We start from the raw sequence: 25,211 nt of genomic DNA on the forward strand, positions 1-25,211 counted from the left end.
AGATTTTTATAGAGGGGGTAAGTTTTCATGACAAAACACCCGGTAGTAGTCCGTTTGAAGACGGGTCTTCATGCCAGACCAGCTGCTCTATTCGTTCAAGAAGCGAATAAGTATTCATCCGAAATTTTTGTGGAAAAAGACGACAAAAAAGTGAATGCTAAAAGTATCATGGGAATTATGAGCCTTGCAATTAGCACGGGTACTGAAATTCACATTAGTGCTGAAGGCGCAGACGCTGAACAGGCAGTAAATGCATTGATCAGTCTTGTAAGCAAGGAAGAATTGGAAAACCAATAAATTTCATGTTTTCATATGTGTATACCGGAAAGCCCCTTATGGGGCTTTTTTTCGTTGTATTTAATACATAAATTAAATAGCATAAATGGAACTTTATACAAAATAATCTCGTCTAATAGTTTGTAGTGCCTGAGTTAGAAGATTTTTGAATAGAGAGGGAGGATCGTGTAATGAAAAAGAAATGGGTTTGGTTAAAGCCTGCAGCAGCTACATTAATCGCAGGAACTCTATTCATTGGTGGGGGTGGAGGAGGGGCTATCTCCTTTGCGGGAAAAGCACAAGCGCAAGAAGCCGCGGCGGTTCAGAATGTGGTATCCGTCGTAGGGAAAGGTGAAATTTCGGTAAAGCCGGACATTGCCTACCTTTATATTGGTATTCATACAGAAGGAAAAACAGCTGTTGAAGCTCAAAAAGCAAATGCTAAAAAGATGCAAAACTTAACCAACTTACTTAAAAAGACGTGGAAGCTGGAAAGCAAAGACATACAAACGAATCAGTTTTATGTACAGCCTGATTACACATATAGCGAAAAAGAAGGACGGAAACTAAAAGGGTATACAGCATCACATTCACTAAAAATTAGCTATCGTAATCTCGATAAGATTGGAGAACTGCTGGATTCAGCTGCTAAAATGGGTGTGAACCAGATCGACAATATTCAGTTCTCGATTGAGAATAGAGATGCTTTCGAAACGGCCGTAATTGAAAAAGCAATGTCTAATGCGAATTTGAAGGCAGGAGCCATCGCTAAAGTTTCAGGACGCAGTTTGGGAGTTGTTCTGAGTGTGAGTCAAGGGAATGTGGCAGAACCCGTTCGTTACTACGAGCAGATGTATGATATGAAAGTGGAAACAGCAAACAGTACTGCTGATAAATCATCGTCGGTTGAAACGGGAGAAATTAAATTGACTACAGAACTTACGGTGCACTATCAACTTAACTAGTACTTTACTTGAGAAAAGCAGTTTAGAAGCATGAAAAAAGCCGCAGTCCTCTAGGACTGCGGCTTTTTTCATTTATTTCTATATTAGATCCCTTGCGGTGGAGTTGAAGAAATAACTTTATCAACAAGTCCGTAAGCTTGAGCTTCTTCTGCACTCATGAAGTTATCGCGATCTGTGTCTTTCTCGATACGTTCAATCGGTTGACCTGTACGTTCAGCCAAGATTTTGTTGAGTTTGTCACGCATTTTGAGAATGCGGCGAGCACGAATTTCAATATCTGTCGCTTGACCTTGTGCACCACCCAAAGGTTGGTGAATCATGATCTCGCTGTTTGGAAGCGCAAAACGTTTGCCTTTTGCACCAGCATTGAGCAAGAATGCACCCATAGAAGCTGCCATACCCATGCAAATTGTCGATACATCTGGTTTGATGAATTGCATAGTGTCATATATCGCCATACCCGCAGTAATGGAACCGCCTGGGCTGTTAATGTATAGGTGAATGTCTTTCTCCGGATCTTCCGCAGTGAGGAACAACATTTGAGCGATGATAGAGTTGGCTACTACATCGTTAACGTCGCTTCCCAGAAAAATAATCCGATCTTTCAGTAGTCTGGAATAAATGTCATAAGCGCGTTCACCGCGATTGGTTTGTTCTACGACCATAGGAATGTAACTCACGTGAAAAACCTCCTTAGGAATTTAGGTTTAGAGTTTATATTTAGACGTTTAACAGCATCTACATCTACTGTTTCCGTATTAACCACATCATAAACAAATCAAAACAAAAAGTCAAAGAAAGTCAAACTATTTTGATAAAAAAAGAAACCTATTCGGTTTCATCGGTTAAGAGTATAACAAGCTGTTAGTAATTATATGGCGCGCCCGCGAGGAATCGAACCTCGATCTCAGGCTCCGGAGGCCTACGTCATATCCGTTGGACCACGGGCGCACAAGTGTGACAGCAAAATTTATTATATCTGATTGCCATTAAAAATGCAAGAAAGTTTAGTGGAGGTGTTTGATGTTCTATAAGAATGTGCAGACTACATTAATAGTGCGTTCTAAGCAATATTTTATTTATAAGTAAGCAAAGTGCATAAATAGACGCTCACTTGCGAAATATACTTCTGACCACTTGCATACCAGGGTAGATTTAGGTAAAATAAACGTGGGACTTAAAAAGTTAACCCCGGGACAATTTTAGTCCATATTAGAGGCCGGAATGAAGGAGTTTGCGGAAGTGGAAAGTATGCGAACGATTTTAGAAGTGCAGAAGCAACTTCTACCTGATCTCATGGACGTAATGAAGAAGAGATATACCATTTTGCGCCAAATCATGATTTCGGATGTAATCGGACGAAGAACGCTTGCCCACTCTCTGGATATGACGGAGCGTGTACTCAGATCGGAGACAGACTTGCTTAAATCACAAGGACTGATTGAGATCGAGAGTATGGGCATGAGAATAAGTGAGTCCGGCGAGCAGCTGCTTGCAATGTTAGAACCTATGGCTAATGAATTATTTGGACTGTCGGAGATGGAAGAATTAATCGAGAAAACGTATGGACTCCAAAAGGTTATCGTTGTTCCCGGTGATTCAGAAAACTCTGAATATGCCAAACGTTCACTTGGACGTGCAGGAGCTAGAGCCCTGCTGAGTGTCATGAATGATGGAGATGTTGTTGCAGTTACAGGCGGATCGACTACAGCTTCGGTCGCTGAACACTTAACTCCGTCGTCTGCTATGCGTGGAGTATGGTTTGTACCCGCAAGAGGCGGACTTGGTGAAAGTGTAGAATTTCAAGCGAATACGATCGCGTCGACCATGGCTAAGAAGCTTGGGGCTGAATACAGGTTGCTTCATGTGCCTGATCTGTTAAGTAACCATGCCTACGAATCACTAGTTCAAGACTCTAACATTCAAGAAATTTTGGGTATGATTCGAAAAGCTCGCATCGTAATTCATGGAATCGGCGGAGCAATGGAGATGGCTAAAAGACGTAAGCTTGCGCCTCAGACGATCGAAGAGATTAGAGATGAAGGTGCTGTCGCTGAATCCTTTGGTTATTACTTCAATAATAAAGGAAAAGTAGTTCATACTATGCTCACGCTTGGTATGCGTCTTGAGGATATTACTCGGACGGATGTCGTCATCGCCATTGCAGGCGGTAAATACAAGGCAGATTCTATAAAAGCCGTGCTTCGTTTTGGGCAGGAAGATATACTTGTCATTGATGAGGCGGCAGCTACGGAAATTGTTAAGGATTTATAATGAAGTAAGAAAGATTTGAAACTTGTTGTCTTGATGAATCTATTTTAGATTTGTCTTGAATATATAAAAATTTAGCAAAACTTGGGAGGAACTTACTCATGGTTAAAGTAGGTATTAACGGTTTTGGACGTATTGGACGTAACGTATTCCGCGCAGCACTAAACAACAGCGATGTGGAAATCGTAGCAATCAACGATTTGACTGACGTAAGCACTTTGGCTCACTTGCTTAAATACGACACAACTCATGGTCGTCTGGATGCAACTGTTGAACATAAAGAAGGCGCTCTTATCGTTAACGGCAAAGAAGTAAAAGTATTTGCTGAGCGTAACCCAGAAAACTTGCCTTGGGGACAACACGGCGTTGAAATCGTTGTTGAATCCACTGGTATCTTCACAGCGAAAGAAAAAGCAGAAGCTCACCTTAAAGGCGGAGCTAAAAAAGTTATCATCTCTGCACCAGCTACAAACGAAGATATTACAATCGTTATGGGTGTTAACGAAGAGCAATATGACCCAGCTAACCACACTGTAATTTCTAACGCTTCTTGTACTACAAACTGCTTGGCACCTTTCGCTAAAGTTCTTGACGAGTCCTTCGGTATCGTTAAAGGTATGATGACAACTGTTCACTCTTACACTAACGACCAACAAGTACTTGACCTGCCGCACAAAGACCTTCGTCGTGCTCGTGCAGCTGCTGAGAACATCATTCCTTCTACAACTGGTGCAGCAAAAGCAGTTAGCCTTGTATTGCCACAACTGAAAGGTAAACTGAACGGTATGGCTATGCGTGTTCCTACTAAGAACGTATCCGTTACAGACCTAGTAGTTGAACTTGGTAAAAACGTAACTGTTGATGAAGTAAACGCAGCTTTGAAAGAAGCAGCTAACGGTCCACTTAAAGGAATCATGAACTTCTCTGAAGAGCCGCTTGTATCCAGCGACTACAACAGCGATCCAGCTTCTTCCACAATCGACAGCCTATCCACTATGGTAGTTGGCGATAACATGGTTAAAGTTGTATCTTGGTACGACAACGAGTGGGGTTACTCCAACCGTGTAGTTGACCTTGCTGCTTTCATCGCTAAAAAAGGTCTGTAAGAATAACACAAGGGCTTTAACAGCCTGATGTGAATCCAGGTGAAGAGGAGAACATTTATGTCTCTCCTCTTCATCATGGTTTTTATCTTTAATGCCAGAGAACCGGAGAAACCGGTCTATATAAATAGAGAGATATAAAGGCACTATATTGCTGTTTGAATGAATGGACTATTGGGTTTCGCCTAATGGTTACTACACATAAGATATCAGCTATCTTTTTTAGATAGCACTTAGGAGGAACGTGGAGATGAACAAAAAAAGTGTACGTGATGTAGAAGTAACAGGAAAACGTGTGTTTGTTCGTGTCGATTTTAATGTACCGCTCGAAGATGGAAAGATTACTGACGATACTCGTATCCGTGAAACACTTCCAACTATTAAATACTTGGTAGAAAAAGGTGCGAAAGTAATTCTTGCAAGTCACATGGGTCGTCCTAAAGGTGAATTTGTTGATTCCCTTCGCTTGACACCTGCGGCTAACCGTCTATCTGAGCTGCTTGGCAAACCGGTTGCTAAAGCAGACGAAGCTATTGGAGATGCAGTAAAAGCAGAGATCGAAAAAATGAACAACGGCGATGTTCTTGTACTTGAAAACGTCCGTTTCTACCCTGGAGAAGAGAAAAATGATCCAGAACTAGCAAAACAATTTGCTGATCTGGCTGACCTTTTCGTAAATGATGCATTTGGTGCTGCTCACCGTGCTCATGCATCGACAGAAGGTATTGCTCATCATCTTCCAGCCGTTTCGGGTCTTTTGATGGAGAAAGAACTTGATGTTCTCGGTAAAGCATTAACTACACCAGAACGTCCTTTCACTGCAATCATTGGTGGATCTAAAGTAAAAGACAAAATCGATGTTATTGATAACTTGCTTAACATTGCTGACAATGTACTCATCGGTGGAGGTCTCACTTATACGTTCTTCAAAGCACAAGGTCACGAAATCGGTAAGTCTTTGCTGGATGATTCCAAACTGGATGTAGCTCTTGGATTTATCGAAAAAGCGAAGAAACTAGGTAAGAACTTCCTTCTTCCTGAAGATATCGTAATCACGAAGGAATTTAGCGCGGATGCAGAAACGAGAATAGTTGATATTGATCAAATTCCAGCAGACTGGGAAGGTATTGATATTGGACCGAAAACTCGTGCGAAATATGCAGAAGTTATTAAAAATTCCAAACTGGTTGTATGGAACGGACCAATGGGTGTTTTTGAAATCGAGCCATTCTCTCACGGTACTCGTGAAGTAGCAGAAGCTTGTGCATCAACAGAAGGATACACAATCATTGGTGGAGGAGATTCTGCAGCAGCAGCTGAGAAATTCCATCTTGCTAAAAAAATGAACCACATCTCAACTGGTGGCGGTGCTTCCCTCGAATTTATGGAAGGTAAAGAGCTTCCTGGTGTTGTGGCATTGAACGATAAATAAAAAATAATTTGGATATAAGAGGAGGAGCGTACGATATGAGTAGAACTCCGATCATCGCAGGTAACTGGAAGATGTTCAAAACCGTACCTGAATCCACTTCGTTTATTGAAGCGGTAAAAGGGCAAGCTGAAGTAGAGGGTGTAGAAAGCGTGATTTGCGCTCCATTCACCAATCTTCCAGCTTTGGTTGAAGCAGTAAAAGGAACAAACATTAAAATTGGTGCTCAAAACCTTCATTTCGAAGACAATGGTGCATTCACTGGTGAAATCAGCGGCGTTATGCTGAAAGATCTGGGTGTAGATTACGTTGTAATTGGACACTCTGAGCGTCGTCAGTACTTTAACGAAACTGATGAAACAGTAAACAAAAAAGTTCACGCTGCATTCCGTCATGGTCTTACTCCAATTGTATGTGTGGGTGAGAAACTGGAAGAGCGTGAAGCGGACCAAACAAAAGATGTATGTAAAGTGCAAACAGAAGCTGCATTTGCTGGACTAGCTGCTGATCAAGCAGCAAAAGTAGTAGTAGCTTACGAGCCAATCTGGGCAATTGGAACAGGTAAATCTTCCACATCCCAAGATGCAAACGAAGTTATTGCATACATTCGCGGCGTGATTAAAGATCTATACAATGAAGAGGTTGCTAACGCAGTTCGTATTCAATACGGCGGCAGTGTGAAACCTGAGAACGTAGCCGAGTATCTCGGTCAAAGCGATATCGATGGGGCACTTGTTGGCGGAGCAAGCCTTCAACCTGAATCCTACATCGCGCTCGTTCAGGGGGCGAAGTAAGATGACTGCACCAAAACCAGTAGCACTGATCATTATGGACGGTTTCGGACTTCGAAACACCGTTGTTGGTAACGCGGTAGCTCAAGCCAAAAAGCCAAACTACGATCGCTATATGGCAAAATATCCGCATACTACACTTACTGCAAGTGGAGAAGCGGTTGGATTGCCTGAAGGACAAATGGGGAACTCCGAAGTAGGACACTTGAATATCGGTGCAGGTCGTATCGTATATCAAGATCTTACTCGGATTTCTAAATCCATTCGTGATGGTGAGTTCTTTGACAATGAAACGCTTGTAAATGCTGTGCGTTCTGCGAAGCAAACAGGCAAAAAACTTCACTTGTACGGCCTTTTGTCTGATGGTGGAGTACACAGTCACATTAAGCATATGTTTGCCATGCTGGACCTGGCTAAGAAAGAAGAAATGGACGAAGTGTATATCCATGCTTTCCTCGATGGTCGTGACGTTTCCCCGAATAGCGGTATTAAATTCCTTGAGGAGTTAAATGCTAAAATCGAGGAAGTGGGTATTGGTAAAATTGCGACTGTTCAAGGTCGTTACTATGCAATGGACCGTGACAAACGCTGGGAACGTGTTGAGAAATCTTATCGTGCAATCGTGTACGGAGATGGACCTAAATACACAGATCCGATGCTTGCAGTTAAGGAATCTTACGAAAAATCAGTTTATGATGAGTTCGTAGAACCAACAGTAATTGTAAAAGAGGATGGATCTCCGGTTGGGCTTGTTGAAAGCGGCGACTCGGTAGTCTTCTTAAACTTCCGTCCTGACCGTGCTATTCAATTGTCTCAAGTATTCACAAACCAAGACTTCCGCGGTTTCGATCGTGGTGATAAATGGCCTCAAGGGCTGCATTTCGTATGTTTGACACTGTTCAGCGAAACAGTAGATGGATACGTTGCTTACACACCGAAGAACCTTGATAATACGCTCGGTGAAGTACTGGTTCAGAACAACAAGAAACAATTGCGTATTGCTGAAACCGAGAAGTATCCGCATGTAACGTTCTTCTTCAGCGGCGGACGTGATGTAGAACTTCCAGGTGAAACTCGTATTCTGATCAATTCTCCTAAGGTTGCAACATATGACCTCAAACCAGAAATGAGCGCATATGAAGTAGCTGACGCTTGCGTTAAAGAGATTGAAGCAGATAAACACGATGCGATCATTTTGAACTTTGCAAACCCTGATATGGTAGGTCACTCCGGCTTGCTGGAACCAACCATTCGTGCGGTAGAAGCTACAGATGAGTGCATGGGACGTGTTGTTGAAGCTGTACTTGCAAAAGGCGGCGTGGTTCTGATCACTGCTGACCATGGTAATGCGGATATGGTATTTGACGAGAACGGAAATCCGTTTACGGCACATACAACAAACCCAGTACCTTTCATCGTTACTTCTGAAAATGTGGAGCTTCGTGATGGCGGTATTCTTGCAGACATCGCTCCTACCATTCTTGACTTGATGGAACTTCCGCAACCAGCGGAAATGACCGGAAAATCCATCATCTCAAGACGCAAATAGGTTGTTAACCGAACTTATTTGCAATTGACTGCCTGACTTTGTTTTAATAAGAGATATAAGGCCTAGCTAGCCAAACAATAGATTCGATTCCAAACAAAAGGAGATTATTACTCATGACTATTATTTCTGACGTATATGCTCGCGAAGTCCTAGACTCCCGCGGTAACCCAACAGTTGAAGTTGAGGTTTATCTTGAATCCGGCGCAATCGGCCGCGCAATCGTTCCATCCGGTGCTTCCACTGGTGCTCACGAAGCAGTTGAACTTCGTGATGGCGACAAAGACCGTTACCTTGGTAAAGGTGTTCTGAACGCTGTTAAAAATGTTAACGAAAAAATTGCTCCAGAAGTTATCGGTATGGACGCTCTTGATCAGCTCGGTATCGACAAACTGATGATTTCTTTGGATGGTACTCCAAACAAAGGTAAATTCGGTGCAAACGCAATTCTTGCAGTATCTATGGCGGTAGCTCGTGCAGCTGCTGACGCTCTTGACCTGCCACTGTATGTTTACCTTGGCGGATTCAATGCGAAACAACTTCCAGTTCCTATGATGAACATCGTTAACGGTGGCGAACATGCCGACAACAACGTTGACGTACAAGAATTCATGATCTTGCCTGTAGGTGCTCCTTCTTTCAAAGAAGCTCTTCGTACAGGTGCTGAAATCTTCCACAGCTTGAAATCCGTTCTGAAAGCGAAAGGACTGAACACAGCTGTAGGTGACGAAGGTGGTTTCGCTCCTAACTTTACTTCCAACGAAGACGCTCTTGGCGCAATCATGGAAGCTATCGAAAAAGCAGGATACAAACCAGGTGAAGACGTTCTTCTTGGTATGGACGTTGCTTCTACTGAGTTCTACAAAGATGGTAAATACACACTTGCTGGCGAAGGTAAATCCTTCACTTCTGCTGAGTTCGTAGACCTTCTTGCTTCTTGGGTTGAAAAATATCCAATCGTTACAATTGAAGATGGTTGCTCCGAGGATGACTGGGAAGGTTGGAGACTCCTTACTGAGAAATTGGGAGACAAAATCCAACTCGTTGGTGACGACTTGTTCGTTACAAACACTGAGCGCCTGAAAAAAGGTATCGATGAAAAAATCGGTAACTCCATCCTTATCAAAGTTAACCAAATCGGTACGCTTACTGAAACTTTCGATGCAATCGAAATGGCTAAACGTGCAGGTTACACAGCTGTTATCTCCCACCGTTCCGGTGAGTCCGAAGACAGCACAATTGCGGACATCGCAGTGGCAACAAATGCAGGCCAAATCAAAACGGGTGCACCTTCCCGTACAGACCGTATCGCAAAATACAACCAATTGCTTCGTATCGAAGACCAACTGGGTGAACTTGCTCAATACAACGGCCTGAACTCTTTCTACAACTTGAAAAAATAATAAGCTTATTGCTTATTTCTAGAAGAGTCGATCCAAATGGATCGGCTCTTTTTTTTTATTTCGGTAACCGATATATAGATAAGAAGGAAAGGAGGGAAATTATAATGGATATTGCAGCATTATCAATGGCTATGTCCCAAGCATCTGTTCAGCAGGCGGCTTCTCTGCAAGTGATGGGTATGGCGAAGAATCAAACGGAAATGAATGGTCAGCAGATGGTGCACATGTTAAATTCGGCTGCACCTGCTCCTCATCCTACATCAGGAAGTATAATTGATATCAAGGTTTAAGGATTGCTAATTCCATCTCCTGTATGATACAATAGGAATACTGTTTATCAGCGTGTGATGTATACGCACAATTTTTTTAGGAGGTGGAAGTTATGGAACTCGTTTTGAAATTGCTTCTCGTTATTTTTGCCATCGGTGTTATTGTCGTTGTTCTTCTTCAACAAGGGAAAAGCGCAGGTCTTTCCGGTGCCATCTCCGGCGGTGCGGAACATCTTTTTGGCAAGTCCAAAGCACGCGGTATGGAACTCGTTCTTGAGCGGATTACGATCGGCTTTGCAGCCGGATTTATGATTCTGGCTATTTTAGTAGCTGTATTCCAGTAAGTTTTTTAAGATAACTAACTCAGACCTTCGTTCCGTGAGGAACGGAGGTCTTTTAATACTCAGATTTAGTTGTGATTGCCCTTACGGGGGCTTGTTTTACGGTAATGAGAAAGTTTAGATTAATTTGGTGTATACTAGGGTAAGATTTTACTAATGCTTAGTGATGGCAGGTACCCTGGATAGTGAACAAATGAAGCCATCTTGACCTGCCTTGTCATTTCCGATTTTGAATTCAATTTTATACATAAAGACCTACTTTTATGTTTCCTAGAGGTGAACCTAATGATAACAGAACAGCAATTGCTCGATTTCATGCATGAAACGGCCTACAAGCCGATGACTTATCAGGAACTGGAACAGCATTTTCACATTGAAAATGCTGCTGAGTTCAAAGAATTCCTTAAAATGCTCAATCATCTCGAAGATGAAGGGAAGATTGTACTTACCAGTGCAAATCGCTATGGTGTACCTGGACGGATGCAAATGGTTCGTGGACGACTGCAAGCGCATGCCAAGGGATTTGCCTTCCTTATTCCCGAAGATCGCGAGCATCCGGATGTTTATATCCATGCCAATGATTTAAAAAGTTCCATGAACGGAGATACCGTTCTTGTTCGTGTAACATCAAAAGGGCCAGAGGGCGGCCGACTTGAAGGAGAAGTCGTTCGCATTGTGAAACGTGCCATTACCCAAGTAGTGGGTGTATTCCAAAACCATGAAGTATACGGCTTTGTTATCCCAGATGACAAGCGGATCAATCGGGATATCTTTATTCCTCGCGGAAGTTTTCTAGGCGCAGTAGATGGCCAGAAAGTGGTCGTGAAGATTGTGAATTATCCGGAAGGCCGTGCAGCGGCAGAGGGCGAAATCATTGAAGTCCTCGGTCACAAGGACGATCCAGGTATTGATATTTTATCTGTTATCCGTAAGCATCAACTTCCAGAGGGATTCCCTGATGAAGTGATGGCGGAAGCAGAGCAAGTGCCCGAATCCATCACAGAAGAGGAAATTGCTCGTCAGGGACGCCGTGACCTGCGTGGTCTGAACATTGTTACCATTGATGGTGAGGATGCAAAAGACCTGGATGATGCAGTAAATGTAGAGCGTCTTCCGAACGGTCATTATAGACTCGGCGTTCATATTGCAGACGTAGGGTATTATGTACCTGAAAATTCGAAGCTTGATCAGGAAGCTTATAATCGCGGATGCAGTGTGTACTTGGTTGACCGTGTTATTCCGATGCTTCCTAAACGCTTGTCGAACGGGATCTGTAGTTTGAATCCGCAGGTAGATCGTCTCACCATGTCTTGTGTAATGGAGTTTAACGAGCAGATGAAGGTCGTTAACCATGATATATTCACAAGTGTTATCAAGACCAAAGAGCGGATGACCTACAAGAATGTATATAAAATTCTGGAGGAAGAAGATCCAGAGCTAATTGAACGTTATAGCGACTTGGTAGATGACTTCAAACTGATGAAAGAAATCGCCATGAAGCTTCGTAATATGCGGATGCGCCGCGGTGCTGTTGATTTTGACTTTGAAGAAAGCAAAATTATCGTTGACGAAGAAGGTAAGCCGGTAGATATCGTGAAGAGAGAGCGGACAGTAGCTGAACAGATCATCGAAGAATTCATGCTCGCTGCCAATGAGACGGTTGCAGAACATTTCCACTGGCTAAAAGTGCCATTCATCTATCGTGTCCATGAAGATCCAGATCAAGAGAAATTGCAAAATTTCCTTGCATTTGCTTCGAATTTTGGATATCAAGTGAAGGGGCGCGGCAATGCAATTCATCCGAGAGCATTGCAATCGCTTCTTGAAGATATTCAAGGAACCAAAGAGCAGACGGTGATCAGCACAATGATGCTGCGGTCTATGAAACAAGCGAAGTACGATTCCGAGATGTCTGGACACTTTGGCCTTGCGGCTGAATTCTATAGCCACTTTACATCACCAATTCGTCGTTATCCGGATCTAGTCATTCACCGTGTAATGCGTGAAGTGTTCGAGAACAACGGCGCGCTTAGTGAGCAGCGTCAAGAATACTTGGCCAGCCGTATGCAGGATATTGCTCAGCAGTCTTCCGAACGGGAACGTGTTGCGGTAGAGGCAGAGCGTGACACAGAGAAAATGAAGAAAGCGGAGTTCATGCTTGATAAAGTCGGCGAAGTATTCGAAGGTATGATCAGCAGTGTAACCAGCTTCGGGATGTTTATTGAACTGGAGAATACAGTAGAAGGTCTGATCAGACTGAGCATGCTCACGGATGATTATTATCATTTTGATGACCAGCATATGGCTCTCATCGGAGAGCGCACGTCGAAGGTATTCCGTATCGGTGATGAGCTCGAGATTCGTGTGGCTCGCGTAAATATGGATGATTACACGATCGACTTTGAGATGCTAGACATGAAACCACGTCAAGGACGTCCAAGTGGCAGTCAAGGCGGTCCACGCGGCGGCCGTGGAGGTCAGCGTAATGATGGACGCAGCGGAGGCCGAAGCGGCAACCGGGAAGGTCAGCGTGGACGGAATACAGAGTCAGGAAGCAAGGGTGAGAAACGAGGCGCCAAAAAAACGGATGGAAATGCAGGCGGTAATGCAAATCGCGGTAAAGACAGTGGACGCAGTGGGCGTGACAATAATACGAACCCTCGTTCATCGGATCGTCCAAGCTTTGGATTTGGATCTGGCAAAGGTGGATACAGCTCGGCTGGATCGTCCTCTGGTTCAAGTTCATCTCTCTCTGAAAGCCGGGGCGGTTATAAGCAAGGTAAAGGCCGCAAAAAGAAAACAACCCAAAGCGGAATTTTTATCGGCAATCCGAATTCCAGTGATCAAACGGTGAATCCACCTGCAGCAGAAGGTGAAACAGCAGCAGGCAAGCGGAAACGAAATAAAAACAAAGGCGGCAACAAGAACGGGATGGCCGCATTTGTACGCAAGAAGAAAAAATAGTCCTTCTTCTTAACAACAGAGCAGCTTACAATAAGCACATGACTCTATAAGAATGGGTTAAACAAAGAAGCTGGCACAGAGGTCCTTAATACAGGATCTTCGTGTCAGCTTTTTTTATGTGAATAAGCCATGTAATTGGACTGTGAAATAAACTAAATACTTCGATGCAGCTTACTATAATCAGCCGGGGCAATGCCATAGATTTTCTTAAATGTTTTACTGAAATGAGGGTAGTCTGCGTAACCTACTCGTTCACATATTTCGGAGGCGCTGTGGAGCTGCTCATCAAGCAGTATCTTTGCTTTTTCCATACGCAGCCGAGTAAGGTACTGCACATAACTAGTCCCGGTCTCTTCTTTAAATAAACGACTGAAATAGGTGACCGACATACCTGCAATATCAGCTGCGGCCTGAACAGATAAAGTGCTGTCGGATAGGTTATCTTTTGTATACGTGATCGCTTTGGAAATATGAGTCCGTGAGCCGAAGTTTCGTGATGACTTCACCGCATGCAGTAGGATTTGAGTATAAGCTCTGCACTGAATCAGAACAGAGGAAGTGGCATTGATTTTCTCATCTGCATCCGCAGTTAACTCTCTATAGATTGGATGATCTTGAAAAGAAAGCCCGCGATTCGCGAGTTCATTCATTATTTTCTCTTGCAATATGTTATTTAAAGTGGGAAAAGGAATTTCATCGGCGGCCTCTTTTTCGTAATGGTGAACGAGTTTGTGAAGCAGTTCGTCTACAGCTTTCTCATCCAAACGCCAAATCGCATCGGATAATTGTAGCAGCAGCTCTTCGTGACCTAGGAACCACTGTCTATAATCCATCACTCTCCGTTTTTGTTTCTCCAATCGGTGATAGATGGCTGTAAGCGTCTGCTGAAACTTCTCAGGGCTTACGGGCTTGAGCAAGAAGTCTTCTACTCCTAATCGCAGTGCACGCTGTGCATACTCAAATTCACCATACCCAGAGATGACAAGAAAAAGAACATCGGACCTTACTTGTTTTGCTTTTTCAATAAAAGCAAGACCGTCCAGACCCGGCATACAGATGTCAGTAATGATGAGGTCTGGTTTCTCTTTCAGCAGTAAAAGTGCTTCCGCTCCATCTTCGGCTTCGCCTACGACACGGAAAGGATGTTCCGAGGACTCTACCAGCTTCGCCAAACTGCGATGAATCATGTATTCATCATCTGCAATGATTACTTTATACATGAAAACTCCTCCTAAGTGTAAAGGTGGGTTAGGCAGTGACCGTCTGGGGGTTCATTTTAATGAATAAACATAAAGAGTTATTTTCAATTCATTCGGCGTGGAAGTCTAACTTCGATATGCGTACCCTCATGGTTAGATGAGGCGATATACAGCCCGTAAGCATCTCCAAAAGACAGACGAATTCGCTCATGTACACTTGCGAGACCGATACCATTTGATGCAATAGCCTGAGAAGCGGGTGCTTGTTGAAAATAGGCATTTAACTGCTCTCGCTTTTCTTCACTCATTCCATGTCCTTTGTCTTTCATGTGGAGAACATACCGATCTTCCTCTGTGCTCAGGGTAAGTCCTATATAGGCAGGCGGAAGGCGATGATTCTGATATCCATGAATAAAAGCATTTTCGGCCAGCGGCTGCAGCGTCAGTCGAATCAGATATACGTGACAGAGCATTGATTCATCGAGTGCATCAAGGTTTATATCGATCCTCAGTTTGCGGTACCTGGCCGCCTGAATATCCAAATACGCTCTAAGATGACCAATCTCCTCTCGGAGGGTAACGATTTGATGTGCATTTTTTAAATTGTAACGGAAAAGATCCGCAAGAGAAGTGGTCATTTTGCTGATGACCTCATTGTTCTCGATGATCGCATGACTATTAATAACCTCTAGTGTGTTGTATAGAAAATGGGGGTTAATCTGTGATTGCATGGCCTGCAAAGCAGATTCTTTCTGAGCCAGTTCATGTTCCCGTTCCTTCAGCTTGGCAGACTGTACCTCTTTCACAAGTCGTTTTAACTCCCCGACCATATGGGCATGACTTCGAAAAAGCTTTCCAATCTCATCGCGCCGCTCCGTCATTGTGGTAATTGGCAGCGAGAAGTCCCCCGTCTGCACCCGCTTCATTAACCTCTCTAGCAGCGATAAAGCACGGCTAATTTGGAGTGAGAATCCTCCTAGAATAAAGACAGTAACGATCATAATACATGCAAAAAAGTAAATTGCCGTAGCACGAAGGTCCAGTAGTTCGCCAATCACGGCATCCTTAGGTTGCTCTAGAGCAACAACCCAGTCGGTTTGAGAAGAGTGCTCATACAACAAAATATTTTGAAGATCCGTTTCATATTCATGTAATAAACCTGTCTTGCTGGATGTAAGTTCATGAACAAGGGAGGGGGGAAGTGAAGTGCCGATTCTCGTTTGCTCTGGATGGTAAATGACCTGTCCACTGTGTGCATCAGTAATCCATATTTCAAGTTCATGGTGAGAGACATTTTTGCATATACCCGCAATCTGGCTGAGATGGAGATCGACAATAAGCAAACCTTCAAACAGATAGCTTTGATTGCTTGAAATCTTTCGGGTCACCGTAAGGACAGGCTCAGAACCTACATAACGAATCCCCTCAATATGAAAATCATCCATTTGATCCATTTTCCCCAGTAAAAGCCGATTCCGGTGCGTAATTTGATCCATATTCAGAAGTTCTGGAGCGCGGGTATAGTCACTGACAACAAAACCATTCTTCGCTACAAGGGACATGCCCACTACATCATCTCGGCCGTATAGCATTTGGGCAAAGATCCCCTTTTCAATGGATTCAGATAATTTCAAATAGGCGTAAGGAGACAGGCTGCGGCTATTAATGAGATTCTGAATGCTTGCTCCCGAAAGAGAAGGATAGGTGGAGGTTTCAAGACCGGCAATGTACAAGTTTAGGTACTCTGTGGTCTGGGTCACGATCCGCTGGTTCGAAGCAATGGTTGATTCTTCAATGGTTTCCGTGGAGGCATTGTACCAATAGGTGCCGAGGAGAAGAACAGGCAGACAGACGAACAACAGGCTAATGGCAATGAGTTTTTTGTTAATGGTTAGATTCTTCAGCATAGACTGCTTGATCACTCCCTTGCCAAACTTCAGTGTAGGAAAAGACAACCGGAATACGAAAAACCATTCCACTTGGGCTTACAATATTTACAATATAAGGTGTGAGATGGATCTAATATAACGGGGGGCGGTTTCATGGTCAAGCGTAAAGGCATGTCTGTACTCGTATGTATGCTGCTTGTGCTGACAGTATTCGCAGCAGGTTGCAGCAAGGGCGGGAGTGGTACTGCAGATTCACCGGGGGGAGTAACAGAACCTAAGCCAGGCACAGATACACCAGCGCAGGAGCAAACCGAGATTACCCTTGGTTATTATTCAGATGGGAAAAGCGACGCCAAGATGAAAGAACTCATCACTACATTTACGGATAAGCATCCTAACATTACTGTAAAAACGCAAAGTGCACCGTATGGCCAGTTCTATCAAAAACTCGATACCCAGATTGCGGCGGGTAAAGCCCCGGATGTGTGGTTATCCGATGGAGCACTTGTCATGAAGTATGCCGAACGCGGTACGCTGAAAGATGTGACGGAGTGGATCAACAAGGATCTCAATAAAGATGATTATTATGGCTTAGAGTTCAATAAAGATGCCGAAGGCCACTACTGGGGAATTCCCCAAGGAATTCAGATTGGTGTGCTGTATTACAACAAAGATCTTTTTGATAAAGCAGGGGTAAGTTACCCAGAGGATAGCTGGACCTGGGAAGATTTGAAGCTTGCCGCGGAAAAACTGACGGTGGATGCAAGTGGAAAGACAGCTGTCGATGCAAGTTTTGATGCAAATAGCGTAAGCCAGTTTGGTCTAACCTTTTTTAGCATTACCGAAGGTTGGTTCTCCGTACTGAAATCGTATGGTGGAGGCATTCTGGATGAGACAAATACAAAATCCATCGTAGATTCCCCGGAAAATAAGCAGGCAATGGACTGGATCGTAGACGGTATGAATAGAGGAATCTTTACGGATCCGGTTGATCTGAAAAGTTTCCAAAGCTCGATGGCTGTATTCCCAAGCGGCTCTGCTGCGATGCGGATCGGGATTTATGCACGTGTTCAGGCAGCTAATGAAGCAGGACTTAATTATGATGTAGCGCTACTTCCAACAGGTCCAGATGGCAAGCGTTTTGCTCCCGTTATTGCGAACTCTTGGGTAATTAGCGCGAAGGCAGATGATGCTAAGGCACAGGCTGCATGGGAATGGATGAAATTCTGGGCAACAGAAGATGAAGTACAAAAAGAGTGGGCAGCACTTGGCGAAGCCGTTCCGGTAAAAAAGTCGGTAGCGAATTCTGACGTATTCCTTACCTCAGGAGCAAACCCTGCGAATCGCCAGGCTTTCCTCGATAGCTTTGAGTTTGCCGGGACTCTCGATACGAATGCCGTATGGGAAGAGTGGGTATCGAAGTTTAATGAAAATGCAGAGCGTGCCTTCCTTGGTGATACACCTGTAGAAGAGACACTGAAAAAAGCGAATGAAGATATACAGAAAGTGCTGGATGGTTTCTATCAGTAAAAAACAGACAAAGGAGAGCCGCCCATGATTCCAAGTGAAACTCCTCAAGAAGTACAGAAGAAAAAGCGGAGGTTTCAGGCGGCGGGACGAAGCAGGTTATTGCGATCAGAAGGCAGGTGGGGACTCCTCATGGTGTCCCCCTATCTGATACATTTTCTCGTCTTCGTGGCAGGACCGCTGGCTGTCTCCCTCTATTTCAGCTTCACAAAGTATGACATGTTAACTCCACCACAGTGGATTGGACTAGGAAATTATGAGCAGTTATTTCAGGAACCTTTATTCTGGAAGTCTCTATGGAACACCCTTTACTTTGCTATCCTTTTCGTGCCGATCCAGACGGTGCTTGCGCTCATTCTTGCTGTGATGCTGAATCAGAAGCTGAAGGGACTAAAATTGTTCCGGATGGCTCACTTTATTCCGGTGATTTCTTCCTGGACGGTTATTCTTTATGTGGCTGATTCGATCTTTAATCCCCGTTTTGGGATTGCGAACTCGCTTCTCATCAAATGGGGCCTTGATCCACAGCAGTGGTTGAACAGTGAAAAATGGGTTATTCCCTTGCTCGTTATCATTGCCGTATGGAAAGGAATCGGGTACATCATGATTCTATTTCTGGCAGGGCTCCAAAGTGTTCCTGGCGAGCTGTACCAAGCGGCAGAAATGGATGGAGCCGGTGCTTTTCGTAAATTCCGTGCCATTACGGTACCACTTATATCGCCTACCACGTTTCTTGTCATCATCCTAAGTACGATTTCTACGTTTCAGGCATTCGAACAAGTCTACGTCATGACAGGGGCCGGGGATATCTCTTCCGCAGGCGGACCTCGAAATGCGAGTCTTGTGCTCATGCTGTATTTGTATAGAGAAGGATTCTCCTTCATGCATATGGGTTATGCCTCGGCGATTGCTTGGGTCCTGTTTATGATCTTGTTCAGCCTCACGCTCGTACAGATGAAAATGCAGAACCGGTGGGTGCACTACAATTGAATGCGGCTATACCTGTTTTTCTGTAAGAAAGGAAGTGGATACGGATGCCCGGTAAAAACCTGCGTAAAGCAGCTGCATATCTGGCTATTATTATCAGTTCACTCGTTATGCTTGTCCCATTTGCCAAGGCTGTACTCAATTCTCTAAAGACCTATAAGGAATATACAGCCGTACCGCCTACCTGGTTCCCGGACATCTTCCAGTGGTCAAACTATGCTGAGGTGCTGAAGCTGGGGGATTTCGGAACCCAAACGATGAACAGCTTTATCGTATCTATACTCTCGGTCATTGGGACGCTGTTATCCTGCTCATTAGTCGGTTATGCGTTCGCGAGACTTCGGTTTCCAATGAAAAATATACTCTTTCTCATTGTACTCGGTACGATGATGATTCCGCCTGTGGTTATTATTATCCCGCACTTTATGATCTTCAACTCCATGAACATGCTGGATACACTAACCCCGCTTTGGGTCATTGAATGGCTTGCTCAGCCTTTTGGCATCTTTTTAATGCGGCAGGCGTTTCTCGGGATTCCGGGAGAGTATGAGGAAGCGGCCAAAATGGAAGGCTGCAACCCGCTGCGGATTTACTGGCGGATCTACATGCCAATGAGCTTACCTTCGCTTGCTACCCTCGCGATCTTTACGTTTATGAGCAAGTGGAATGAGATCCTCGCTCCTTCCATTTACCTGAGTTCCAGTGAGAAGTTTACCCTTCCGATCGGGATCTTGGGGCTGAAAGGACAATGGGTGGGGAATGAGCAGCTGATGGTTGCTGCAGCACTGATGAGTTTGCTTCCGATCCTACTGGTCTTCTTGTTTGCTGAGAAATATTTTGTGCAAAATCATTCGGCATCAGGGATTAAGTAAGGGCATGGATTATACCTAGTTAGTCAGATTAAGTAGATGGATTGAAATCATATATCGCGTCATATGTCGCTTCCTACTTAGGAAGAAGAGGAGTGAGCATGCTGATGAGTAATGAGCTTAAATATACAAGAAGGATACCCCTCGCCGCTTTTAGCGGATCGTTAATAGATTATCCCCTGCGAGAAGCAATGGAAATTACAGCAGGGCTTGGATTTGATGGGATTGAAATTGCCTGCCGCTCTCCTCACCTTGGACTGGATACACCCCTGGAAGAGGTGAGAGAGTTAGGCGATTATGCAGCGGGGCTTGGACTTTGCATCCCGGCACTAGCAGGATACACGGGTCACTTCTCCACTCTAAATGATGAAGAATGTGAAGATGCGCTGGAGGAATTTCAAAAGTTGCTTCGGATTGCCGAGGTGTTGTCTGTTCCTTGTATTCGGGTTTTTCCGGGAGGACCTAATGCGTTCTTGGCAGAGGATCAGCACTATGAGAGAGCGGCTCACTATTTAAGGAAATGTATCGCAGAGGCGGAAGAGTCCGGAATTCAGCTGCTGATTGAGATTCACAATCAGACCTTAGTGGAAGATGCAGATAGTGCGCTGCGTCTCTTAGAGTTAACAGGTGGATCAGGGCTTGGTTTTATCCATGACGCAGGCAATATGTATATTTCAGGTGTGGACTTTGGGGAAGCGTCCGTGCGAAAGCTTGGAAGCCATCTGAGCCATATCCATATAAAAGATGAGAAACGGATTGCAATAGAAGGTGCAGAAGGGTCTTTTAGCAATCGAACTCGGCATGGCATAGAGGCATTTATGCAGTGCAGGCTAGGGGAAGGTTATGTAGATCACCGGCCCATGCTGGCTGCTGCTTTGGAGAGCGGGTATGCCGGCTGGATCACACTGGAGTGTGCAGCCCCTTTTCCACCGAAAGAGCGACTTGCTTATGATCTGGCTGAGATCGAAAGACAGCTTGAAGCTGTGAGAGAGGGCAAGAGAAGCAGTTCACTTGAATAGCTGAAATTAGATCATGGTGGATCCATGCAGATGCAGGTAGAAGAATCAGAGGATGGTGGGCCCGTGTAGATACAGGTAGAGAAGGAGGGAATTGTCCCATGACGTTAGGTAGCAAAAGAACAGAAACAGATGGGAAGGGTGATCATGGTGCCTTTGCTATAGCCGGCTGTCAGCATCCCCATATTTCTATCTTTATAGAGGAAATGCAGGCACTCGGGCATCCCTGTGCTGGGATATATGATGAAGGCGATCAAACGCTGGCAAGGCAGATAGCGGAGCAGTACCAGCTTCCTTTTGCGGATCGTATGGAAGAACTGCTGGCGAATGAAGATGTAAAGTATGTCGGTAGTTCTGCTATCAATAACGAGAAGATTCAAATTGTTGCTGCCTGTGAGCGGTATGGAAAACATCTGATGCTTGATAAGCCTGCTGTGGTAGACCAGGCAGGGCTGAATCAGCTGGAACAGATCATAGGCAGGGGAAAGATTCAGATTGGCATGCTGTTAACTGAGCGATACCGGCCGGCTGTATATACACTGTATGACCTCATTCGTAAAGATGAGCTTGGACAAGTGATGAGTATTACGATGCGAAAACCACATCGATTACGGCCAGATACGAGGCCCGATTGGCATTTTAGCAAGGAGCAGTCTGGCGGAATTGTTATTGACCTGCTCATACATGATTTTGATCTCCTCAGATGGCTGACAGGACAGGAAGTAAGAGAAGTGAGCGGCAGAATGGGGAAACAGATCTTGCCGGAGTACCCCGAGTTCTATGATACGGCAGCTGTACAAGTAGAAATGGATCAAGGAACCGTGGCGCAGCTGTATGCTGACTGGCATGCACCGGAGAAATGCTGGACGTGGGGTGATGGCCGTATTTTTGTAACGGGAACAAAAGGAAGTGCGGAGATTCGGCTTGCCGGTGACCCTGTCGTTTCGACTGACGAAGAATTGCTGCTTATGATGACGCATGAACAAGCGCTTGTGGAAGTTCCACTAAGAGCACCCGTAGCATCGGTGACGGAGGATTTTTTGAGACGTGTCCGAGGAGAAGCACATGATTTCACCCACCAAGATTTGCTTGAAGCGACGAAAGCAACTTTGCTTGCTGATGAGCAGGCCAAACGAGTGAAGTTCTTAAGATCAATCTCTTAGTCATAATCTTAACCCGGATTTAGCTAAAGGTTAGATGACAATGAATGGGACAGGGGGAAAATAAAGATGGTATCTAAGGTGAAACCGCTAAGGTATGGAATTGTTGGCTGCGGGATTATTGCAGAAGTTCATGCAGCCGAGATGGTCAAAATACCAGAAGCGGAGCTAATCGCCGTGTGTGATAGCAAGCCCGATCATGCAGCTAGGTTCTCAGCACAATACGGGGCGGCTGCGTACAGCGATCTCGATCAGTTGCTTGCACGGACGGACATTGAAGCGGTATGTATCTGTACCCCTAGCGGACTGCATGTCGAGCAAGTGATACGGGCTGCTAAGGCAGGAAAGCATGTTCTCTGTGAGAAGCCAATGGCCATTGAAATAAATGGAATGGACCGGATGGTTGAGGCTTGCCGTGAGGCGGGTGTGAAGCTGGCTACTATTTTTCCAAGAAGGATGTCTCCTCAAGCACAATATGCGAAGCAGCTTATTGAACAGGGTGCTCTGGGCAGGCTGAGCTTATGTTCTGCTTACGTCAAAATCTATCGCAGTCAGGATTATTACGACAGTGCCGGCTGGCGGGGAACCTGGGAGATGGACGGCGGGGGTGCCATGATGAATCAGGGGATTCATACAGTCGATTTGCTGCAGTGGCTTGCTGGAAATGTCGTCTCATTACAGGGAAAAGCTCGGAATGTACTGAGGAACATCGAGGTAGAGGATACGGCTATTACAATGCTTGAGTATGAGAGTGGAGCTATGGGTGTGCTGGAAATTACTACAACTGCCTTCAAAGGCAAAGGAATGCGTATTGAAATCTATGGTGAGAAGGGTTCGCTGATCATCGAAGAAGAAGATATTGTACAGCTGGAGATCGAAGGGCAGCAGGTTCAGCTTCCTGTTTTTCCTCCATTTCAAGTAATACCTGACGGACACAGGGAACAGATCCGTGATCTCTGTTATGCGGTACGTGAGCAGAGAGAGCCGGTTATAACCGGAGAAGAGGGAAGACATTCGCTGGAGATTATTCTTGGAACGTATGCTTCTTCTCGTCAGCAGGAAGAAATTCGACTGAAAGAGTATTTCGCTGTGAGATAGGCGTGACATGAAGGAGCGGCTTGAAGAGGAAAGATGGGCCGGCAGAATGAATTCTCTGCGGGCCTTGGTTTATTTTCACGGGAATTCGCAGGGAGGAGGAATGAAGACGAATGTAGAGGTTGCATATTAGGATTTCGATGCTTCAAAAAGCTTGTTTGGGGTACAATACATATAGAGGTTTGTTACCTTGATTTTGGGTCTGTATATTTGTTACAATGAAGACCGGAATAGAGTTAGCTAGCAATACCGTCCAGTGTGAATAAATGATCCTGAGAAGAGGTGAGAACATGGCGAAGAATACGGACAGTAAAGTGCTTGCGCAGAATAAAAAAGCTTCCCATGACTACTTTATCGAGGATACGTATGAAGCAGGGATGGTGCTGACCGGTACGGAGATTAAATCTCTGCGAAATGGTCGTGCGAATATTGGAGATGCCTTTGCGACGATTCGTAATGGAGAGATTCATATTCACAACATGCACATTAGTCCATTTGAGCAAGGGAACCGCCACAATCCGGAAGACCCGACAAGAACACGTAAGCTGCTTATGCATAAAGCGCAGATCCATAAACTCCTTGGTTTATCCAAGCAGGATGGATACTCGATCGTACCACTCAAGATTTATATCAAGAATGGGTACGCGAAGCTGCTTCTTGGACTTGGTAAAGGTAAGAAGCAATATGATAAACGGGACACTGCTGCGAAGCGGGATGCACAACGTGATATTCAGCGTGCACTGCGAGAGAAGCAGAAGATTGCTCGTTAAGATGTAAGGTTAATGGTTTATGGTTGATGGTATGAAGCTTCATTTGGTAACTCTCTCCTTGTTTACCTGCAAGATGTAGTGTGCCATCTGTCGCATTATATATATTTTTGTGATATACTAAGTTTCGTACGAGAGAGGAACATATGATCTCGTGAAGACAAGTTTTTACTGCTTCTGATTATCCTTTTACCATGGAGGAAAAGGATACGGAATAGATCTACTTTTGCTCAGGATTACAATCCGATCTATCCAAAGAAGCCCTTTTTATTAAGGGGGCGTTTATGGATTCGACGGGGATAGTTCGAGCATGGGTAGCGGGTAGTGGGGACGCGTCCGCTTCATCAACGCTAAAGCCAATTAAACGGCAAACAACAAAACAACTACGCTTTCGCAGCTTAATAACCTGTGAGCGTGCTCTTACTCTGTATCGCCCATGTACCGGGATAAGGGCTCAACTTTAGTGGGATACGCTGTCTAGTCTCCGCCTGCGGCTAGCTGAAGAAGACAATCAGGCTGACCTGAAGAGAATCCGGTAACGGGGAGTCTCTAGGGTGACATTAAATCTGTTACTACACCCGTAGAAGCTTATGTGGCGTTATCTTCGGACAGGGGTTCGACTCCCCTCGCCTCCATACATAAACCCAGTCCTGATAAGGGCTGGGTTTTTTAATTGATATTGATTGTTGATCAGGGGCTCAGTTCGAAACGCATAGTTACCTCTTACCTCTGTATCCCAGTTTGCAACGATCTCTCTATTGAATACTTACGAAAAGTTTGATTTTCTGCATTCTAAATTAACCAATGTGTTAAGAGGAGAGAATTTCTTCCCAAATCCTGATATTTACGTCCATACTAATAGTTTGGGAATAACGAATTGTAAAAGTGGATCTATCCAAGAATGGAGTGTCATTGTCTGCTGACCCAAATGGGATTAGTAGAGTTTTTAATTTTTTAAAAAAAGTACTTGCATAATTTTTATCAGCATGGTATATTCTAATTCCGGCCAAGAAGTTAGCCAGTAAGCAACACACTGAATAACCAAGCAACTTAACGAAGTCGAATGAAACTTCTATAAAAAGCTTGACACTCTGAACCGGAAATGATATAATATAAACTCTTCTGACGACGAAAGTTGTTAGCGAGATTGATCTTTGAAAACTGAACAACGAGGAGTTTTACGCAAGTGAAACTCGTGAGTGAATTAATACAAATTCAATTTGTTGGTCATAACAAATTGAATAGAGAACGTTAAGTTCTCGTCAGCATTTTCTAAATGAGCTTATCGCTCTTTTCAATAACTTTATTGGAGAGTTTGATCCTGGCTCAGGACGAACGCTGGCG

The 25,211-nt window shown here is 44.5% G+C and carries 21 protein-coding genes, 1 tRNA gene and 1 other RNA gene; 19 read left to right on the forward strand and 4 right to left on the reverse strand.

All coding sequences use genetic code 11. The features are described 5' to 3' along the window. The first annotated feature begins 27 nt into the window (after nt 1-27). Together KJS58_RS23300 and KJS58_RS23305 are read left to right on the forward strand one after the other, a co-directional pair. Nucleotides 28-297, forward strand: coding sequence for an HPr family phosphocarrier protein (locus KJS58_RS23300; protein ID WP_160036722.1), 270 nt, complete (start codon nt 28-30; stop codon nt 295-297). A gap of 170 nt (nt 298-467) precedes the next feature. Then, a complete protein-coding gene (locus KJS58_RS23305) occupies nt 468-1,241 on the forward strand; it encodes an SIMPL domain-containing protein (RefSeq protein WP_213535900.1) in 774 nt (257 codons plus the stop codon). A gap of 83 nt (nt 1,242-1,324) precedes the next feature. Here KJS58_RS23305 and clpP read toward each other — a convergent pair whose 3' ends face one another. Together clpP and KJS58_RS23315 are read right to left on the reverse strand one after the other, a co-directional pair. Then, nucleotides 1,325-1,921 carry an ATP-dependent Clp endopeptidase proteolytic subunit ClpP gene (gene clpP / locus KJS58_RS23310; protein ID WP_213535902.1) on the reverse strand — a complete coding sequence of 199 codons (597 nt, stop codon included), beginning with the start codon at nt 1,919-1,921 and terminating at the stop codon, nt 1,325-1,327. 196 nt (nt 1,922-2,117) lie between these two features. Next, nucleotides 2,118-2,192: transfer RNA gene (locus KJS58_RS23315), tRNA-Arg, on the reverse strand. A gap of 300 nt (nt 2,193-2,492) precedes the next feature. Between KJS58_RS23315 and KJS58_RS23320 the strand changes: the two genes are divergently transcribed. The 9 genes from KJS58_RS23320 to rnr all read left to right on the forward strand — a co-directional run bounded on the left by KJS58_RS23320 (nt 2,493) and on the right by rnr (nt 13,358). Further along, complete coding sequence (locus tag KJS58_RS23320; protein ID WP_213535947.1) at nt 2,493-3,515, forward strand: sugar-binding transcriptional regulator; 1,023 nt, start codon at nt 2,493-2,495, stop codon at nt 3,513-3,515. Nucleotides 3,516-3,613: 98 nt separating this feature from the next. After that, entirely contained in the window at nt 3,614-4,618 is a 1,005-nt protein-coding gene (gap, locus tag KJS58_RS23325) for a type I glyceraldehyde-3-phosphate dehydrogenase (protein ID WP_160036724.1), read from the forward strand. Between the two features lie 247 nt (nt 4,619-4,865). Continuing rightward, complete coding sequence (locus tag KJS58_RS23330) at nt 4,866-6,047, forward strand: phosphoglycerate kinase (protein ID WP_213535904.1); 1,182 nt, start codon at nt 4,866-4,868, stop codon at nt 6,045-6,047. Between the two features lie 35 nt (nt 6,048-6,082). Beyond that, entirely contained in the window at nt 6,083-6,838 is a 756-nt protein-coding gene (gene tpiA, locus KJS58_RS23335) for a triose-phosphate isomerase (RefSeq protein ID WP_213535906.1), read from the forward strand. A 1-nt stretch (nt 6,839) separates the two neighbouring features. Further along, nucleotides 6,840-8,384, forward strand: a complete 1,545-nt coding sequence (gene gpmI, locus KJS58_RS23340) for a 2,3-bisphosphoglycerate-independent phosphoglycerate mutase (protein WP_213535908.1) — start codon at nt 6,840-6,842, stop codon at nt 8,382-8,384. 113 nt (nt 8,385-8,497) lie between these two features. Further along, a complete protein-coding gene (gene eno, locus KJS58_RS23345) occupies nt 8,498-9,784 on the forward strand; it encodes a phosphopyruvate hydratase (protein WP_213535910.1) in 1,287 nt (428 codons plus the stop codon). Between the two features lie 104 nt (nt 9,785-9,888). Continuing rightward, nucleotides 9,889-10,074, forward strand: a complete 186-nt coding sequence (locus tag KJS58_RS23350; RefSeq protein ID WP_213535912.1) for a YjfB family protein — start codon at nt 9,889-9,891, stop codon at nt 10,072-10,074. A 92-nt stretch (nt 10,075-10,166) separates the two neighbouring features. Then, nucleotides 10,167-10,397, forward strand: a complete 231-nt coding sequence (gene secG / locus KJS58_RS23355; RefSeq protein ID WP_213535914.1) for a preprotein translocase subunit SecG — start codon at nt 10,167-10,169, stop codon at nt 10,395-10,397. Between the two features lie 282 nt (nt 10,398-10,679). Continuing rightward, nucleotides 10,680-13,358, forward strand: a complete 2,679-nt coding sequence (rnr, locus tag KJS58_RS23360) for a ribonuclease R (RefSeq protein ID WP_213535922.1) — start codon at nt 10,680-10,682, stop codon at nt 13,356-13,358. Nucleotides 13,359-13,510: 152 nt separating this feature from the next. On the opposite strand, the gene KJS58_RS23365 is transcribed toward rnr, so the two are convergent. Together KJS58_RS23365 and KJS58_RS23370 are read right to left on the reverse strand one after the other, a co-directional pair. Next, entirely contained in the window at nt 13,511-14,578 is a 1,068-nt protein-coding gene (locus KJS58_RS23365) for a response regulator transcription factor (protein ID WP_213535930.1), read from the reverse strand. A gap of 83 nt (nt 14,579-14,661) precedes the next feature. Beyond that, the gene (locus KJS58_RS23370; protein WP_213535932.1) at nt 14,662-16,464 is read right to left on the reverse strand and encodes a histidine kinase; all 1,803 of its coding nucleotides are present in this window, start codon (nt 16,462-16,464) and stop codon (nt 14,662-14,664) included. Nucleotides 16,465-16,599: 135 nt separating this feature from the next. Here KJS58_RS23370 and KJS58_RS23375 point away from each other — a divergent pair, with 135 nt between their 5' ends. The 8 genes from KJS58_RS23375 (at nt 16,600) to ssrA (ending at nt 24,505) form a co-directional block, all read left to right on the forward strand. Then, a complete protein-coding gene (locus tag KJS58_RS23375) occupies nt 16,600-17,976 on the forward strand; it encodes an ABC transporter substrate-binding protein (RefSeq protein WP_213535934.1) in 1,377 nt (458 codons plus the stop codon). A 24-nt stretch (nt 17,977-18,000) separates the two neighbouring features. Further along, nucleotides 18,001-18,963, forward strand: a complete 963-nt coding sequence (locus tag KJS58_RS23380) for a carbohydrate ABC transporter permease (protein WP_213535936.1) — start codon at nt 18,001-18,003, stop codon at nt 18,961-18,963. 44 nt (nt 18,964-19,007) lie between these two features. After that, a complete protein-coding gene (locus KJS58_RS23385; RefSeq protein WP_213535938.1) occupies nt 19,008-19,832 on the forward strand; it encodes a carbohydrate ABC transporter permease in 825 nt (274 codons plus the stop codon). A gap of 104 nt (nt 19,833-19,936) precedes the next feature. After that, complete coding sequence (locus tag KJS58_RS23390) at nt 19,937-20,848, forward strand: sugar phosphate isomerase/epimerase family protein (protein WP_249717838.1); 912 nt, start codon at nt 19,937-19,939, stop codon at nt 20,846-20,848. A 98-nt stretch (nt 20,849-20,946) separates the two neighbouring features. After that, nucleotides 20,947-22,008 carry a Gfo/Idh/MocA family protein gene (locus KJS58_RS23395; protein ID WP_213535940.1) on the forward strand — a complete coding sequence of 354 codons (1,062 nt, stop codon included), beginning with the start codon at nt 20,947-20,949 and terminating at the stop codon, nt 22,006-22,008. Between the two features lie 66 nt (nt 22,009-22,074). Further along, nucleotides 22,075-23,103 (forward strand): Gfo/Idh/MocA family protein, encoded by a 1,029-nt coding sequence (locus KJS58_RS23400; RefSeq protein ID WP_213535942.1) that lies wholly within the window; start codon nt 22,075-22,077, stop codon nt 23,101-23,103. 287 nt (nt 23,104-23,390) lie between these two features. Further along, nucleotides 23,391-23,870 carry an SsrA-binding protein SmpB gene (smpB, locus tag KJS58_RS23405; RefSeq protein ID WP_213535943.1) on the forward strand — a complete coding sequence of 160 codons (480 nt, stop codon included), beginning with the start codon at nt 23,391-23,393 and terminating at the stop codon, nt 23,868-23,870. Nucleotides 23,871-24,141: 271 nt separating this feature from the next. Continuing rightward, nucleotides 24,142-24,505: a transfer-messenger RNA gene (gene ssrA, locus KJS58_RS23410) on the forward strand. The last annotated feature ends 706 nt before the right edge of the window (nt 24,506-25,211 follow it).

Source organism: Paenibacillus sp. J45TS6 (genome assembly GCF_018403285.1).
Lineage (GTDB): Bacteria > Bacillota > Bacilli > Paenibacillales > Paenibacillaceae > Paenibacillus.

Excerpts from the sequence above, each read along its gene's own strand:
- KJS58_RS23305 (WP_213535900.1), top strand. The coding sequence starts at position 468 with ATGAAAAAGAAATGGGTTTGGTTAAAGCCTGCAGCAGCTACATTAATC.
- KJS58_RS23375 (WP_213535934.1), top strand. The coding sequence starts at position 16,600 with ATGGTCAAGCGTAAAGGCATGTCTGTACTCGTATGTATGCTGCTTGTG.
- smpB (WP_213535943.1), top strand. The coding sequence starts at position 23,391 with ATGGCGAAGAATACGGACAGTAAAGTGCTTGCGCAGAATAAAAAAGCT.
- rnr (WP_213535922.1), top strand. The coding sequence starts at position 10,680 with ATGATAACAGAACAGCAATTGCTCGATTTCATGCATGAAACGGCCTAC.
- KJS58_RS23385 (WP_213535938.1), top strand. The coding sequence starts at position 19,008 with ATGCCCGGTAAAAACCTGCGTAAAGCAGCTGCATATCTGGCTATTATT.
- gpmI (WP_213535908.1), top strand. The coding sequence starts at position 6,840 with ATGACTGCACCAAAACCAGTAGCACTGATCATTATGGACGGTTTCGGA.
- gap (WP_160036724.1), top strand. The coding sequence starts at position 3,614 with ATGGTTAAAGTAGGTATTAACGGTTTTGGACGTATTGGACGTAACGTA.
- KJS58_RS23390 (WP_249717838.1), top strand. The coding sequence starts at position 19,937 with ATGAGTAATGAGCTTAAATATACAAGAAGGATACCCCTCGCCGCTTTT.
- tpiA (WP_213535906.1), top strand. The coding sequence starts at position 6,083 with ATGAGTAGAACTCCGATCATCGCAGGTAACTGGAAGATGTTCAAAACC.
- KJS58_RS23365 (WP_213535930.1), bottom strand. The coding sequence starts at position 14,578 with ATGTATAAAGTAATCATTGCAGATGATGAATACATGATTCATCGCAGT.
- KJS58_RS23300 (WP_160036722.1), top strand. The coding sequence starts at position 28 with ATGACAAAACACCCGGTAGTAGTCCGTTTGAAGACGGGTCTTCATGCC.
- KJS58_RS23330 (WP_213535904.1), top strand. The coding sequence starts at position 4,866 with ATGAACAAAAAAAGTGTACGTGATGTAGAAGTAACAGGAAAACGTGTG.
- KJS58_RS23380 (WP_213535936.1), top strand. The coding sequence starts at position 18,001 with ATGATTCCAAGTGAAACTCCTCAAGAAGTACAGAAGAAAAAGCGGAGG.
- KJS58_RS23400 (WP_213535942.1), top strand. The coding sequence starts at position 22,075 with ATGGTATCTAAGGTGAAACCGCTAAGGTATGGAATTGTTGGCTGCGGG.
- eno (WP_213535910.1), top strand. The coding sequence starts at position 8,498 with ATGACTATTATTTCTGACGTATATGCTCGCGAAGTCCTAGACTCCCGC.
- KJS58_RS23350 (WP_213535912.1), top strand. The coding sequence starts at position 9,889 with ATGGATATTGCAGCATTATCAATGGCTATGTCCCAAGCATCTGTTCAG.
- KJS58_RS23370 (WP_213535932.1), bottom strand. The coding sequence starts at position 16,464 with ATGCTGAAGAATCTAACCATTAACAAAAAACTCATTGCCATTAGCCTG.
- secG (WP_213535914.1), top strand. The coding sequence starts at position 10,167 with ATGGAACTCGTTTTGAAATTGCTTCTCGTTATTTTTGCCATCGGTGTT.
- KJS58_RS23320 (WP_213535947.1), top strand. The coding sequence starts at position 2,493 with ATGCGAACGATTTTAGAAGTGCAGAAGCAACTTCTACCTGATCTCATG.
- KJS58_RS23395 (WP_213535940.1), top strand. The coding sequence starts at position 20,947 with ATGACGTTAGGTAGCAAAAGAACAGAAACAGATGGGAAGGGTGATCAT.